A 14,249-nucleotide genomic window follows, 5' to 3' on the forward strand; every position below is an offset into this window, starting at 1 on the left:
CGGTTTATGCCTTTACTTTTTTCTATTATCACTTTTCCTGTTATCACTTTCTTCTTCATCAGGCATAGCGTCTTTGCGAGACAATACAATTCTTCCGAGTTTGTCAATTTCTGTTACCTTAACCAATATATTGTCTCCCACTTTTACTACGTCTTCTACCCGGCGGACTCTCTTTTTGGACAAGTTAGAAATGTGAACTAATCCTTCTTTACCTGGGGCGATCTCTACAAAAGCTCCAAAAGGCGCGATTCTCAACACTTTTCCTAAATAGATTCCCCCAACTTCTATGTCCTTTGTTATAGCTTCAATCATCTGTTTAGCTCTTTCGCCGGCCTCAAGGTTAGGAGCTGTTATATACAGTCGACCGTCTTCTTCTATGTCGATTTTGACACCTGTCTCAGATATGATCTTTGTGATAGTCTTTCCTGCAGGGCCTATGATATCTCTTATCTTTTCAGGGTTGACTACCATTCTCACTACTCTAGGAGCATACTTGGAGAGTTCTTTCCTCGGTTCTTTTATGACTTCCAGCATCTTTTGGAGCACGTATAGTCTCGCCTTCCTTGCCTTTTCCAAAGCCATTTGCAGGATATCTCTATCAATGCCAGGTATTTTGATATCCATCTGAATAGCAGTTACGCCTTTTTCTGTTCCAGCTACTTTAAAGTCCATGTCTCCGAGGAAGTCCTCAATTCCCTGTATATCAGTCAGAATTAGTACTTCATCTTCTTCTTTTATGAGTCCCATTGCAATTCCAGCAACCGGTGCTTTGATTGGCACTCCCGCGTCCATCAAAGCCAAAGTGCTTCCGCACACACTCGCCTGTGATGTAGAACCGTTAGAGCTCAATACTTCAGACACTAAGCGTATTGTGTATGGGAATTCTTCTTCAGAAGGAATTACTGGTTCTAGTGCCCTTTCTGCCAAGGCTCCGTGTCCAATTTCCCTTCTTCCAGGGCCTCTCAGTGGCCTTACTTCTCCTACACTATAGGGTGGGAAGTTGTAATGGTGCATGTAACGCTTGAATTCTTCATCTCCAATTCCTTCTAAAATCTGTATATCACCTATTGCTCCAAGAGTAGCTACTGTGAGCACTTGAGTTTGTCCTCTTGTAAAAATAGCAGAACCGTGAGTTCTTGGCAGTACTCCTACTTCGCACCATATCGGCCTTATATCGTCAAGCCCTCTTCCATCTACCCTTATCTTTTCTTCCTTTATCATCTTTCTCATCTGTTCTTTCATTATTTTGTAGAGGACTTCGTCAATATCTGCTAGATTATCGGGGTACTCATCTTTAAAGTGCTCAAGTACTTCCTGTTCTACCTTGTCTAAGTTGTCATTTCTCTCTTTCTTTTCAGGAGTTCTTAAAGCGTTATATATTTTCTCTGTAGCATATGCTCTTACTTTTTCCTCCAGCTCCTTGTCAATTTCGTGCAGTACGACTTCTGCCTTAGGAACTCCTACTTCTTTTACAATCCCTTCTATAAATTCTACAATCTGTTTTATATATTGATGAGCATACACTATCGCATCAAGTATTGTCTCCTCAGGCACTTCTTTCGCTCCAGCTTCCACCATTACAATTGCATCTTTTGTTCCAGAAACTACTAAGTGCATTAAGCTCTTTTCTCTCTGCTCATAGGTGGGATTTATGACAAACTTTCCGTCCACCAGGCCTACTGCCACAGAACCTGTGGGGCCGTTAAAGGGTATGTCGGATATAGAGAGCGCAACAGAAGAACCTATCATAGCTACAATTTCTGGCTGCGCATCAGGGTCCACTGATAACACAGTAGCTATGACCTGCACGTCATTTCTGTATCCTTCTGGGAATAGAGGCCTTATAGGTCTATCTATTAACCGAGCTGATAAAATAGCTTTTTCGCTGGGCTTCCCCTCTCTTTTGATAAAACCGCCGGGAATTTTCCCAATGGAATACAATCTCTCTTCGTATTCAACCGTCAAGGGGAAAAAGTCAATTCCTTCTCTCGGCTCTTTTGAAGCACAGGCAGTAACCAGCACAACTGTATCGCCGTATTTCACCCATGCTGCTCCATTGGCCTGCTGTGCCACTTTCCCGGTCTGGACTACAAGCTTCCTGCCTGCTAGTTCCATTTCAAAAGTTCGTTCTTCCATACCTTCCTCATTTTCCTCCTTTCATTTGTAAATTTTTATCAGAAAATAGAGCGAAAAAGTCGCTCTATTTTCTGAGGTCTAATTTTTCAATTATAGCGCGGTACCTGTTTATGTCTTTCTTCATCAGGTAGTTTAAGAGCGCCCTTCTCTGGCCTACCATTTTAAGAAGACCTCTTCTTGAATGGTGGTCCTTTTTGTGCACCTGAAGATGCTCTGTCAACCTGTTTATTCTCTCCGTCAAAAGGGCAATCTGAACCTCGGGTGAACCAGTATCTGTCTCATGCAGCTTGAATTTATTGATTATTTCTGCTTTCTTTTCTTTGTCCAGCACGTTCTCACCTCCATTTTCTAGAATACGCCCTATGCACAGAATACCGCCGGAGGTGCGGATAATCTGAGCATAAGGTAAATTCGCTATTTTATTTTATCACATAATGTTTTTGTTGTAAAATATTTTTAAAGCTTTTTGCATATTCTATATCTTTAAGGACTTGCTCTTTTAAGGCCTGTAGACTTTCAAATTTAATCTCATCTCTTATCCTTTTTATAAACTCAATTTCTATACCTTCCCCATAGATATATCCTTCGAAATCGAGAATATGAGTTTCAACTGATAATCTTGTTTCGCCGAAAGTCGGCTTAAATCCGACATTTGTCACAGAAATAAAATTATTTCCTTTTATTTTTGCTCTTGTGACATATACCCCTCTTTTTGGCAAGACCACTTCTTCAGGGACTTCTACGTTAGCTGTAGGGAATCCCAAAATTCTTCCCATTCCCTTTCCTTTTACAATTTTCCCTTCAATTGAAAAATAGCGGTTTAAAAGCACATTGGCCTTTTCAATATTCCCTTCCTTTATAAGCTCCCTTATGAGGCTGCTGCTAACTGTAATCCCTCCATAAGTCACTTTAGGCACTACATGTACCTCATAAGAACAAATAAAAGAATACTTCTTGAGCATTTCTACATCTCCTAAGCCTTTATGCCCAAAGCGGTAGTTAGGGCCTACCACAGCTACTTTCATTTTTAAACTATCCACTAGAATATCTTTTATAAACCTTTCAGGAGAGAGGAGGGAAAGTTCTTTTGTAAAATCAAAAAAAATCCCGTAGTCCAGCGAAAATGACTTTAAAACTTCTATCTTTTGTGACAAAGTAGTAATTAGTTCAGGAGCTTTGTCAGGTTCTAAGATTTTAGAAGTATGCTGTTTGAAAGTGAATACAGCGCTTTTAAGTTTTTTATCTCTGGCTATGGAAACTGCATCCTCAATGAGCTTTTGATGGCCAATGTGTACTCCATCAAAATTTCCAAGAGCTATCACTTTTTCTTCTAGATTAGCTGAGAAATTGGTTTCGTCAAGTATTATCAAAATTCTTTCCCCCTTAGAAAAGTCTTTTTGGTCGTATTTTTTCCCCTTCTGCCACTCCAATTCCTATAAAAATTCCATGATTATCATACAACTTTACTAAAGAATTTTCAACATTGTAAGTATTTCTGATAAATTGGCCATTTAAAATTTTATTGGAAGAAACTTCATCAAGTTCCACGGAAGGAAATTTTATAAACTTATCTACGGGCTGTACTTCTGCCTTTCCCTCCTTTATCTCCTCCAGCGTATATGAAGATTCAATGTCAAAGTCTCCGACCTCTGTCCTTATGAGAAAAGACATGTGGCCTGGAACTTCAAGTTTCTTGCATATATCTCTCACAAGAGCTCTTACATAAGTGCCTTTGGAACACTTTACATCTAACAGCAGATGGTGCGGAGCATCGTATTTTATTAATTCTAACTCATAAACTGTCACTTTTATGGGTGGAATTTCCACTTCTTCGCCTTTTCTCGCATATTCATAGAGCTTCTTTCCTTTTACTTTTTTTGCAGAATAAATGGGTGGTATCTGTTGTATTTCCCCTTTAAACTGGCTTAAAACTTCCTGTAATTTTTCCAAAGTAAATAAGGGAACAGGGCCACTTTCAACGATTTTGCCACTTTTATCTAGGGTATCAGTAGAAAAACCAAAAGTTATTTCAAATCTGTACCTTTTGTCATGTTCCATCAGGTAAGAAGTGAACTTAGTAGCTCTTCCCATGCATACAGGTAAAACTCCAGCTGCATCTGGATCAAGAGTTCCTGTGTGGCCCACTTTCTTTATACCGTAAATTTTTCTTATAAAATCCACCACATCGTGAGAAGTCATGCCAGGAGGTTTTAGCACATTTAAAACGCCGTCCACACTCATTTTTCTAACTCCTTAAAGACTTCTTTAAGAATTTTCTCTTTTGCTTCTTCGATAGTCCCCTCTATTGTACAGCCAGAGGCCCTTACATGCCCTCCTCCTCCAAAAGTGCTGGCGATTTTGTTTACATCTACTCTTTCCTTTGACCTTAAGCTTACTTTCACTTCACCCTCTTTTTCTACAAGGAGCACTGCTACTTCCACTCCTTCAATGTTTCTTCCATAGCTTACTATGTTTTCTAAATGAGATAAATCTGTTCCTGTCTCTTCAAAATCCTTTTTCAAAATCTCCATATATGAAACCAGGCCATCTTTGTACAAAGTAAGGCTGTTTAAAGCTTTCCCTAAAAGTTTCGCTTTGTTGAACTTGAGGGAATTAAAGACTTTTTCTGCCACTTCTCTAAACCTTGCCCCATTGTTTATCAAGTCTCCTGCTATGTGATGAGTCATAGAAGTGGTGCTCTCATAAGTAAAACCACCTGTATCAGTTAAAATAGCAGTGTAAAAACTTGTAGCTATCTCTTCATCAAAGTCTATACCGAGAAGTTTCACCAATTGATAAGCTATTTCGGCAGTAGCAGCTGCGTTTGTGTCTACGTAATTTAACTTTGCGTAAAGGGTATTGGAAATATGATGGTCAATATTGACTGTGATAGGTCCTTTGTCAAGGAATTCTTTTGAAGACCCTAACCTTTCTTCATCGGCACAGTCAAATATCAACACTAAGTCTGCTTTTTTGTCAAAAGGGCGGGATATCTTGTCTACATTTGGGACGAAGCTGTACATCTCTGGCAGCTGGTCGTCTATAAAAGCAGATACGTCCTTGCCCATCTTTTTTAAGACTTTGTACATTCCAGTGACAGACCCTATAGCATCTCCATCAGGTGCTACATGTGTAAGGAGAATTACGCTTTCTGCCTTTTTTATTTCGTTAACTACGTCTATCAGTATCAATTGTCATCACCCTCTTGTTTGTTCAGTTCTTTTAAAATTTCTGAAATTTTTGCGCCGTATTCTATAGAGTGATCCAGTTCAAATATTATTTCCGGGGTATATCTCATCTTTATTCTGCGGCCTATTTCGTGCCTGATGTATCCAGCTGCGCTTTTTAATCCTTCAAAAGTTTCTCTCTTTTCTTCTTCACTGCCATATATGCTTACATACACTTTTGCATATCGTAAATCTTTAGTCACTTCTATATCCGTTATGCTGACCATAGCTTTAATTCTCGGGTCTTTTATTTCTTCCAATATCATTTTGCTTATCTCTTTTTTCAATTCCTCGGATAACCTATGGCTTCTGTACTGCATTTTTCTCATCCTTTCTTCTTAACGAGGGATTTCTTCCATTGTGTATGCTTCTATGATATCTCCCTCTTTTATGTCATTGAACTTCTCAATGCCTATTCCGCATTCAAATCCCTGCTGTACTTCTCTCACGTCGTCTTTAAACCGCTTTAAAGAAGCTATTTTGCCTTCATATATGACTATGCCATCTCTTACTATTCTCACATCTGCATTTCTTGCTATTTTACCATTTAGAACATAACAACCTGCGACATTTCCCACACCAGGTATCTTGAATACAGCTCTTACTTCAGCTCTTCCCAGCTCTACTTCTTTGTACTTGGGTTCTAACATTCCCTTCATTGCTGCTTTTACATCCTCAATAGCATCGTATATTATTCTATAAAGCTTTATCTCTACTTTCTCTTTTTCTGCAAGCGCTTTTGCGTTTGTCTCAGGCCTTACGTTGAATCCTATTATTATTGCATTTGAAGCCGAAGCCAGCATTACATCTGTCTCGGTGATGGCTCCTACTGCTCCGTGTATGACTCTTATTCTGACTTCTTCATTGCTCAGTTCCTCCAATGACTTTCTCAATGCCTCTACAGAACCTTGCACATCAGCTTTTATGATCACATTAAGCTCCTTTACAGTACCTTCCTGTATCTGTCTGAAGAGGTCTTCCAGAGAGACTTTCTGCTTTTTCTTGAGTTCTAACTCTCTTTGAACCTCTCTTCTTTTCTCTGCAAGTTCTCTCGCTTTTTTCTCATTTTCCACCACTACAAATTTATCTCCAGCCTCTGGCACTTCGGAAAAGCCCAAAATTTCTACAGGCATAGAAGGACCAGCTTTTTTAATCTTTCTTCCTTTGTCGTCAAACATCGCTCTTACTTTTCCATAAGTAGTTCCTGCAATTACAGCATCTCCCACCTGAAGTGTTCCATTCTGGACTATTACTGTAGCCACTGGCCCTTTCCCTTTTTCCAGTTTTGCCTCTATTACAGTTCCACGGGCTGGTTTGTTGGGATTTGCTTTTAGGTCTTCCATTTCTGCTACCAGCAGTATCATCTCTAAAAGGTCGTCAATTCCTATATTCTTTTTAGCAGAGACGGGAACACAGATTGTGTTTCCTCCCCATTCTTCTGGCACAAGTCCCAGTTCACTGAGCTCTGTTTTTACCCTATCTGGATTGGCTGTAGGCAAATCAATCTTATTTATAGCCACAATCAGAGGCACATTTGCTGCTTTTACGTGGTTGATGGCTTCAATTGTCTGCGGCATCACTCCATCGTCAGCAGCCACTACCAGCACAACTATGTCAGTGACACTAGCGCCTCTCGCTCTCATCGCAGTAAAAGCCTCGTGACCAGGAGTATCTAGAAATACTACCTTTTTGTCGTTTATCTCCACCACAGAAGCTCCTATGTGCTGCGTAATTCCGCCCATCTCTTTCATAGTTACATTTGTCTTTCTGATGGCATCAAGCAGAGAAGTCTTTCCGTGGTCTACGTGCCCCATCACTGTAACTATAGGAGGACGAGGTTTCAAATCCTCTTCTCTATCAGGTGTATCCTCAAATATGGCTTCCAGTTCATCTTTAACCTCTTCCTTATCCACCAGGAAACCGTACTCTTCCGCTATTTTTGAAGCTGTTTCAAAGTCTATTTGCTGGTTTACAGTAACCATTATTCCCTGTGCTATCAATTTCTTTATTATTTCAGTAGGATTTACTTTCATTTTTTCAGCCAATTCTTTGACGGTGAGAAATTCAGGAATTGTTATTATTTTAATTTCATCTTCTTTAGCGCTTTCTTCTGAGACAAATTTTTTCTGCAGCTTCTTGTTCTTTTTGCCGCCCTTTTTAAAACTCTTTTTGTAAGCTCTTTTCTCTTCTCTGTCCTCATAAAAAGAGTCTTCCTCTATTTCCTTTTCTTCTTTGTCCTGTGCCTCCTGTTCATGATTTTTTTGATCTTTTTGCTTCTCTTCCTTAGGTTTTTCTGCAAGCAGGTCTTTTATTAATTCTACTTCTTCGTCCTCCAAAGTGCTCATGTGGTTTTTTACTTTTATGTCTAAATCACTCAATTTGGAGAGAAGATCTTTGCTGGAAATATTAAGTTCTTTTGCTAATTCGTATACCCTTGTTTTGGACATATTATTCACCTCCATAATTTTCCCCCTTTGCCGCCTCCTTGAGTAGTTTCATAAATCCTTCATCAGTAATAGCTATGATTCCGACTATTTCTCTTCCTATCGCTCTACCTAAATCCTGTTTGTTCGAATAGACAAGATAGGGGACTTTTTTGTCCTCACATAGTTTAATAAATTTTTCTGAACTTCTTTTAGAAAAATCTTCAGCTATGACCACCAAAAAAACTTTTCTGGTTTTTAAATATTTTTCTACACTGTAACTGCCTGAAACCAATTTACCCGCCTTTTTTGCCAAACCGAGTATAGAGTGAAATCTGTCATTCCTCATCCATTATCTCCCTCTTCAATTGTTCGTATATTTCTTGTGATATAGGGACTTCCAGCGCCTTCTCAAGCCTTTTATGCTTAAAAGCCTTTTCAAGGCAGTTTACATCCCTGCATATATAGGCACCTCTTCCTGCCACTTTACCTGTTGGGTCTATTTGAACTAAAAAGTCCTGTGCGCGTCTTACTATCCGTATAAGCTCTTTTTTAGGCTTCATCTCTTGGCAGCCAAGGCACATTCTCATCGGAACTTTTTTTACTTTCATTTTTCCACCTCACTCAACTTTTGACCATCGACTCGCTTTTTATATCTATCTTCCATCCAGTGAGCTTCGCTGCTAGCCGCGCATTCTGCCCCTCTTTACCTATTGCCAAAGAGAGCTGATAATCTGGTACAATTACCCTTGCCACTTTTTCTTTCTCATCTACAATCTCCACGCTTATAGCTTTTGCAGGGCTTAGTGCATTCATGATAAACTCCTGAGGTTTTGAACTCCACTTCACAATGTCTATCTTTTCTCCTTTTAATTCATTGACAACAGCCTGAACTCTAGAACCTTTGTAGCCTACACAGGCTCCAATAGGGTCTACATTGGGGTCTCTGCTGAACACAGCCATTTTTGTGCGGGAACCTGGTTCTCTCGCAATGCTCCTTATTTCAACTATACCCTGCTGAATCTCGGGCGATTCTAGTTCAAAAAGCCTTTTAACCAGCCCAGGATGAGACCGAGAGATTATGATTTGAGGTCCTTTTGTGGTTTTTTTTACTTCTACGATGTACACCTTTATCCTGTCTCCAGGTGAAAAAGTTTCTCCCGGAATTTGCTCTGAAGGAGTAAGTATCGCCTCCACCCTTCCTAGATTGATGAGCACGTTATTTTTTGCTGCTCTTGTCACAATCCCAGTTACTACTTCTGTCTCTTTTGCCAGGAACTCTTCATAAATCACATTTCTTTCTGCTTCCCTTATCCTCTGTATTACCACCTGTTTTGCGTTCTGTGCCGCAATCCTGCCAAAGTTTTTGGGAGTCACTTCTATATCTACAATATCACCAATCTGGTATTTTTTATTTATCTTCCTCGCATCTTCTAAGCTTATTTCCAAAAGGTCATTTTTTACTTCTTCCACCACAGTCTTTTGGGCATATACCTTAACATCTCCTGTCTCTCTGTCCATTACAATCTTCACGTTTTGGGCTGTTCCGTAATTTTTTCTGTAGGCAGAAACCAAAGCCGCCTCTATAGCCTCAAACATAGTCTCTTTAGGTATTCCTTTTTCTTCGCATATTGAATTCAATGCCTCAATAAATTCTGCATTCATTGCGCTTACTCTCCCTCCTTAATTTTAAAACTTTATCACAGGTTTAACAAGCCTTACATTCTTCATTTCAAACTCCCTCTTCTCTCCTTCACATAGAAGGATTATTTTATCTCCTGTGAACTCAAGGAGCTCTCCTGTAAATTTTTTTCTCTTGTCAATGGGCTGGTAAAGAGATACTTCAACTTCTTTCCCGAGGTTTCTCTTAAAATCTCGAGGAGTCTTTAAGGGCCTGTCAAGCCCTGGCGAGGATACTTCCAAAATATAGCTGTGATCTATCGGGTCTACCTCATCCAATCTATCGCTTAAGTACTCGCTCACCAGCTGACAGTCATCAAGCGTTATCCCGCCTTCTTTGTCTATATACACCCTCAAATACCAGTGCTTGCCTTCTTTTTTATACTCCACATCCACCAGTTCAAAATTATTCTCTTCCAATATTGGCATCACCAATTCTTTTGTAATTTCCTCAATCCTAGACATCTCCGATCCTCCTTAAATATAAACTAAAGAGTGGGAAACTCCCACTCTTTTTAAAGTCCTCTAGGTTGCCATACTAATTATACCATACACCTTTTGGTAAAGCAATATCAAAATAAACTTAATTGATTAGATTCTGGCAAATCTTCTAAACATCCATACTGTTTTAATATTTCAATAACAGTTTTACTTACCCTGGTTCGGTTCCTGAAATCTTCAATGGATATAAATTTGCCATTTTCTCTCTCCTGGGCAATTGCCTTTGCGGCCTGTATTCCCACTCCTTCAAGAGAATTTAGTGGAGGCAAAAGTCCTTCTTCTGTAATTAAAAACTTCTCGGCATCGGACCTGTATAGGTCCACATTTGTGAATTTGATGCCCCTTAAGTACATCTCAAGTGCTACCTCTAATACTGTCAACAAGTTTTTCTCTTTTGGTGTAGCGTTGTTGCCCTTCGCTTCAATTTCTTTTATTGCCCTTTTTATGCTCTCTTTGCCCCCTAAAACTATGTCTAAGTTAAAGTCATCTGCTCTCACAGTAAAATAGGTAGCATAGAAAGCTTCAGGATAATACACCTTAAAATACGCAATTCTAAATGCCATGATCACATAGGCTACAGCGTGAGCTTTTGGGAACATGTATTTTATCTTCTGGCAGGACTGTATAAACCAGTCGGGCACGCCGTGTTTTTTCATCTCTTCAATTTCTTCCTGTGTAACGCCTTTTCCTTTTCTAACATTTTCCATTATCTTAAAGGAAAGCTTTTTATCCATTCCTTTGCTTATTAAGTAAAGCATTATGTCGTCTCTTGCAGCAATTACTTCCTTTAAAGTAGCGATCCCTTCTCTTATTATATCCTGCGCATTATTTAACCATACATCTGTTCCATGAGAAAGCCCACTTATCCTGACAAGCTCATCAAAAGTTGTGGGACGGGTCTCAATTAGCATCTGTCTCACAAACTTTGTTCCAAACTCAGGAAGCCCTAGCGTTCCAACGGGAGTGCCAAGTTCCTCAGGGTCTATTCCCAAAGCTTCTACGCTTGTAAAAAGGCTCATGGTCTTTTTGTCGTCCAGAGGTATTTTTCTGGCATTTACACCTGTCAAATCCTCCAGCATCCTTATTACAGTAGGGTCATCATGCCCCAGTATGTCCAATTTTAGAAGCTTTCCACTCAAAGAATGGTAATCAAAATGGGTAGTTATGACATCGGTATCTTCCGCATCTGCAGGCCTTTGAATTGGAGTAAAGTCGTAAATGCTTTTGTCCTTTGGAACCACCATGACTCCTCCGGGATGCTGTCCTGTGGTTCTCTTTATGCCTGTACATCCCATTGTCAGCCTTTTTATTTCTGACTTGTGTACAGTTAAATTCCTCTCTTCAAAGTATTTTTTCACATATCCGTAAGCAGTCTTATCCGCCAGCGTTCCAATAGTACCTGCCCTGAAAACATGGCCTTTTCCAAAAAGTTCTTCAGTGTACCTGTGAGCTATGGGCTGATATTCTCCAGAAAAGTTTAGGTCTATATCCGGCTCCTTATCTCCTTCAAAGCCCATAAACACTTCAAAAGGTATGTCAAAGCCGTCTTTTTTCATCAAAGTGCCGCAGTTAGGGCAGTACTTGTCAGGCATGTCAACTCCGCAGCCAAAAGACCCGTCCGTCACAAACTCTGAGTGTTTGCATTTTGGACACACGTAATGAGGAGGCAGCGGATTTACCTCTGTAATGCCGCTCATAGTAGCTACCAGAGAAGACCCTACAGAGCCTCTTGAACCAACCAAATATCCATCCTGCAGCGACTTTGATACTAGCTTCTGAGCTATTACGTACATTACAGCGTAACCGTTGTTTATTATGGCGTTTAGCTCTCTGTCAAGCCTTTCCTGCACAATTGGAGGCAATGGGTCACCGTATATCTCATGAGCTTTTTCAAGGGTAATCCTTCTTAATTCTTCTTCTGCCCCTTCGATGACAGGCGGAAAAGTTCCCTCAGGAATAGGCTTTACATCTTCCACAATTTCCGCAATTTTATTTGGATTTTCAATGACTACCTCTCTGGCAGCTTCTTCTCCTAGATATTCAAACTCCATAAGCATTTCTTCAGTTGTCCTAAAGTAAAGAGGAGGCTGTCTGTCCGCATCCTTATACCCTTTGCCCGCCATTAATATTTTTCTGTACACATCGTCCCACGGGTCTAAAAAATGCACATCTCCTGTTGCTACTACCAGCTTGTTGTACTTTTTCCCAAGTTCGTATATCTTTCTGTTTATTTCTTTAAGTTCTTCTACGCTTCTTACCTCTCCTCTTTCAATCAAAAATTCGTTGTTCCCCACAGGCTGAATTTCCAAATAGTCGTAAAAGTTGATTATATCTTCGAGCTTCTTTTCCTCCAAGTTAGAAACCAAGGCTCTGAACACTTCTCCCTGCTCACAGGCAGACCCTATGATCAGCCCTTCTCTCATTTTCACCAACAGACTCTTTGGTATTCTGGGGGTGCGGTGGAAAAACTCCAGGTTTGACCTAGATATTATCTCGTATAAATTCCTTAAACCCTTCTGGTCCTTTACCAAAATTGTCACATGGTATACAGGCAATTTTTTTACGTCCACTTCCCTTTCCATCAAAACCGAGTTGATTTCGCTTACACTCTTTATGCCTATTTCTTGCAGCTTTTCTAGCATCTTAATGAAAATTTCTGCTGTAGCCTTCGCGTCTTCCACGGCCCTGTGGTGATGCAAAAGCTTTACTTCAAAAAATTCAGCAAGAGTGTCGAGTTTGTAATTTTTAAGATCTTGGTACAGATGCCTGCTCAACTCAAGCGTATCTAAGACAGTGTTTTCAACAGTCAAACCTAGTTTCTTAGCCTTTGATTTAATAAAGGACACATCAAAATTGGCATTGTGTGCTACCAGAACTGCTCCTTTTGCAAATTCCAAAAATTTAGGCAACACCTCTTCTATTAAAGGAGCATCTTTAACCATTGATTCATCGATTCCTGTGAGTTTTGTGATGAAAGAAGAAATGGGTATTTGAGGATTTACAAAAGTTTCAAAAGTATCTACTATTTTCTTGTTTTTGATCTTGACAGCACCAATCTCTATTATCTCGTCATTTATGTTTGAAAGGCCTGTGGTTTCGATATCAAATACCACAAATTCGCCTTCCAAACTAGCTTCGGATTCTCCAGTGACAATTGGTATTCCGTCATCCACCATATACCCTTCCATTCCGTATATAACCTTAACCCCATACTCTCGAGATGCTTCCATTGCCTCTGGAAAAGCTTGAACCACTGCGTGGTCTGTTATTGCAACAGCCTTGTGTCCCCATTCTGCCGCTCTCTTTATCACTTCAGTAGCAGAAGGGACGGCATCTAAAGTGCTCATCTGGGTGTGAAGGTGAAGCTCCACTCTCTTTTCTTCGGACAAATCCATTCTCTTTTTTGGAGGAATGAGCTCTAAGTCTTTCAAATCAATTACAAGGTCTCCTTCGTACTTATCGTATATCACATTTCCTCTTAACCTGACAAAAGTTCCTACATCTATTTCATCTTTCAAAATTTCATATTTTTCTTCTGTCAAAAAGGTTTTGACAAGTATTGAACTAGTATAATCTGTAATGTCAAACACCATGAGAACTTTTGACTTCAACTCTTTAAAATCAATAGAAAATATTTCTCCTTCAATCACTACCTCATCGGTTTCTGCACTTACATCCTTAATAGAGATAGGTTTAGCTTTCATTTCTTTGCCAAGGAGAACTCTATTTTCTTCAGACCTACTCTTCTCCTTTTTAGACTTCTCATCTTTTTGGATAACTTCCTCAATTGCTTTTATGTCTTCTTCGATTATTTTTTCTGCAATTTCTTCCCCTTCTTCTGAAAAAATAAGTTCTACATCTAAATTAAGTTCATACCTGTTCCTTAAAAATTCTCTTATTGCAAAATCTAATTTGCTGCTTTTAGCCATTTCGTAAATTGCGTAAGTTGGAGCCTTTACAGTTATCCTATTCTGTCCCTCTTTTGCGACATCACAGGTCTTTAAAAAACTTAAGGAAGAAGGGTACTCTTCGCTAAGCTCTAATACTACTTTCTCCCAGTTTTCCAAAACCTCTTCTACTGTTGATAAAGAAGGGCTTTCCACCACAATCTTTATCTCCTTTAGAGAAGGAAAGCTTTCCTCCAAAAAAGACTGAAATTCTGAGAGCTTTTGTGCATTTGATGAGAAAGAGGAGACAACCACAGTGAGTTTTCGGCTCTTTTTTTCAACTCTTACTTTTTTTATTTGCATGTTTTCCAAGAAAGTCGCTGGAACCATGTTCT

Annotated in this window: 12 protein-coding genes; all 12 read right to left on the minus strand. The window is 39.6% G+C overall.

The window, feature by feature from the left end:
• Positions 1-12: 12 nt before the first annotated feature.
• The 12 genes from pnp to TTE_RS06680 all read right to left on the minus strand — a co-directional run bounded on the left by pnp (position 13) and on the right by TTE_RS06680 (position 14,244).
• Entirely contained in the window at positions 13-2,136 is a 2,124-nt protein-coding gene (gene pnp / locus TTE_RS06625; protein WP_011025675.1) for a polyribonucleotide nucleotidyltransferase, read from the minus strand.
• A 64-nt stretch (positions 2,137-2,200) separates the two neighbouring features.
• A complete protein-coding gene (gene rpsO, locus TTE_RS06630) occupies positions 2,201-2,464 on the minus strand; it encodes a 30S ribosomal protein S15 (protein WP_170270799.1) in 264 nt (87 codons plus the stop codon).
• 91 nt (positions 2,465-2,555) lie between these two features.
• On the minus strand, positions 2,556-3,506 hold the full coding sequence (locus tag TTE_RS06635; protein WP_009610683.1) for a bifunctional riboflavin kinase/FAD synthetase: 951 nt from the start codon (positions 3,504-3,506) through the stop codon (positions 2,556-2,558).
• A gap of 13 nt (positions 3,507-3,519) precedes the next feature.
• The gene (gene truB / locus TTE_RS06640; RefSeq protein WP_009610688.1) at positions 3,520-4,377 is read right to left on the minus strand and encodes a tRNA pseudouridine(55) synthase TruB; all 858 of its coding nucleotides are present in this window, start codon (positions 4,375-4,377) and stop codon (positions 3,520-3,522) included.
• Entirely contained in the window at positions 4,374-5,327 is a 954-nt protein-coding gene (locus TTE_RS06645) for a DHH family phosphoesterase (RefSeq protein WP_009610673.1), read from the minus strand. The genes truB and TTE_RS06645 overlap by 4 nt, the downstream gene beginning before the upstream one ends.
• Positions 5,324-5,683, minus strand: a complete 360-nt coding sequence (gene rbfA, locus TTE_RS06650; RefSeq protein ID WP_031314026.1) for a 30S ribosome-binding factor RbfA — start codon at positions 5,681-5,683, stop codon at positions 5,324-5,326. Before rbfA ends, TTE_RS06645 begins: the two co-directional genes overlap by 4 nt.
• A gap of 18 nt (positions 5,684-5,701) precedes the next feature.
• Positions 5,702-7,825 carry a translation initiation factor IF-2 gene (gene infB / locus TTE_RS06655; RefSeq protein WP_011025678.1) on the minus strand — a complete coding sequence of 708 codons (2,124 nt, stop codon included), beginning with the start codon at positions 7,823-7,825 and terminating at the stop codon, positions 5,702-5,704.
• Positions 7,812-8,135: a L7Ae/L30e/S12e/Gadd45 family ribosomal protein gene (locus tag TTE_RS06660; RefSeq protein ID WP_011025679.1), complete on the minus strand. Its 324-nt coding sequence runs from the start codon at positions 8,133-8,135 to the stop codon at positions 7,812-7,814. The genes infB and TTE_RS06660 overlap by 14 nt, the downstream gene beginning before the upstream one ends.
• On the minus strand, positions 8,125-8,397 hold the full coding sequence (rnpM, locus tag TTE_RS06665; RefSeq protein WP_011025680.1) for an RNase P modulator RnpM: 273 nt from the start codon (positions 8,395-8,397) through the stop codon (positions 8,125-8,127). Before rnpM ends, TTE_RS06660 begins: the two co-directional genes overlap by 11 nt.
• A 13-nt stretch (positions 8,398-8,410) precedes the next feature.
• Complete coding sequence (gene nusA / locus TTE_RS06670) at positions 8,411-9,451, minus strand: transcription termination factor NusA (RefSeq protein WP_011025681.1); 1,041 nt, start codon at positions 9,449-9,451, stop codon at positions 8,411-8,413.
• Positions 9,452-9,475: 24 nt separating this feature from the next.
• Complete coding sequence (rimP, locus tag TTE_RS06675) at positions 9,476-9,931, minus strand: ribosome maturation factor RimP (RefSeq protein WP_011025682.1); 456 nt, start codon at positions 9,929-9,931, stop codon at positions 9,476-9,478.
• A gap of 107 nt (positions 9,932-10,038) precedes the next feature.
• Positions 10,039-14,244, minus strand: coding sequence for a DNA polymerase III subunit alpha (locus TTE_RS06680; RefSeq protein WP_011025683.1), 4,206 nt, complete (start codon positions 14,242-14,244; stop codon positions 10,039-10,041).
• Positions 14,245-14,249 lie beyond the last annotated feature (5 nt).

Source organism: Caldanaerobacter subterraneus subsp. tengcongensis MB4 (genome assembly GCF_000007085.1).
Taxonomy (GTDB): Bacteria; Bacillota; Thermoanaerobacteria; order Thermoanaerobacterales; family Thermoanaerobacteraceae; genus Thermoanaerobacter; species Thermoanaerobacter subterraneus.

Coding starts and splice junctions, on each gene's coding strand:
- pnp (WP_011025675.1), bottom strand. CDS start 2,136: ATGGAAGAACGAACTTTTGAAATGGAACTAGCAGGCAGGAAGCTTGTA.
- truB (WP_009610688.1), bottom strand. CDS start 4,377: ATGAGTGTGGACGGCGTTTTAAATGTGCTAAAACCTCCTGGCATGACT.
- rbfA (WP_031314026.1), bottom strand. CDS start 5,683: ATGCAGTACAGAAGCCATAGGTTATCCGAGGAATTGAAAAAAGAGATA.
- infB (WP_011025678.1), bottom strand. CDS start 7,825: ATGGAGGTGAATAATATGTCCAAAACAAGGGTATACGAATTAGCAAAA.
- TTE_RS06660 (WP_011025679.1), bottom strand. CDS start 8,135: ATGAGGAATGACAGATTTCACTCTATACTCGGTTTGGCAAAAAAGGCG.
- rnpM (WP_011025680.1), bottom strand. CDS start 8,397: ATGAAAGTAAAAAAAGTTCCGATGAGAATGTGCCTTGGCTGCCAAGAG.
- nusA (WP_011025681.1), bottom strand. CDS start 9,451: ATGAATGCAGAATTTATTGAGGCATTGAATTCAATATGCGAAGAAAAA.
- rimP (WP_011025682.1), bottom strand. CDS start 9,931: ATGTCTAGGATTGAGGAAATTACAAAAGAATTGGTGATGCCAATATTG.
- TTE_RS06680 (WP_011025683.1), bottom strand. CDS start 14,244: ATGGTTCCAGCGACTTTCTTGGAAAACATGCAAATAAAAAAAGTAAGA.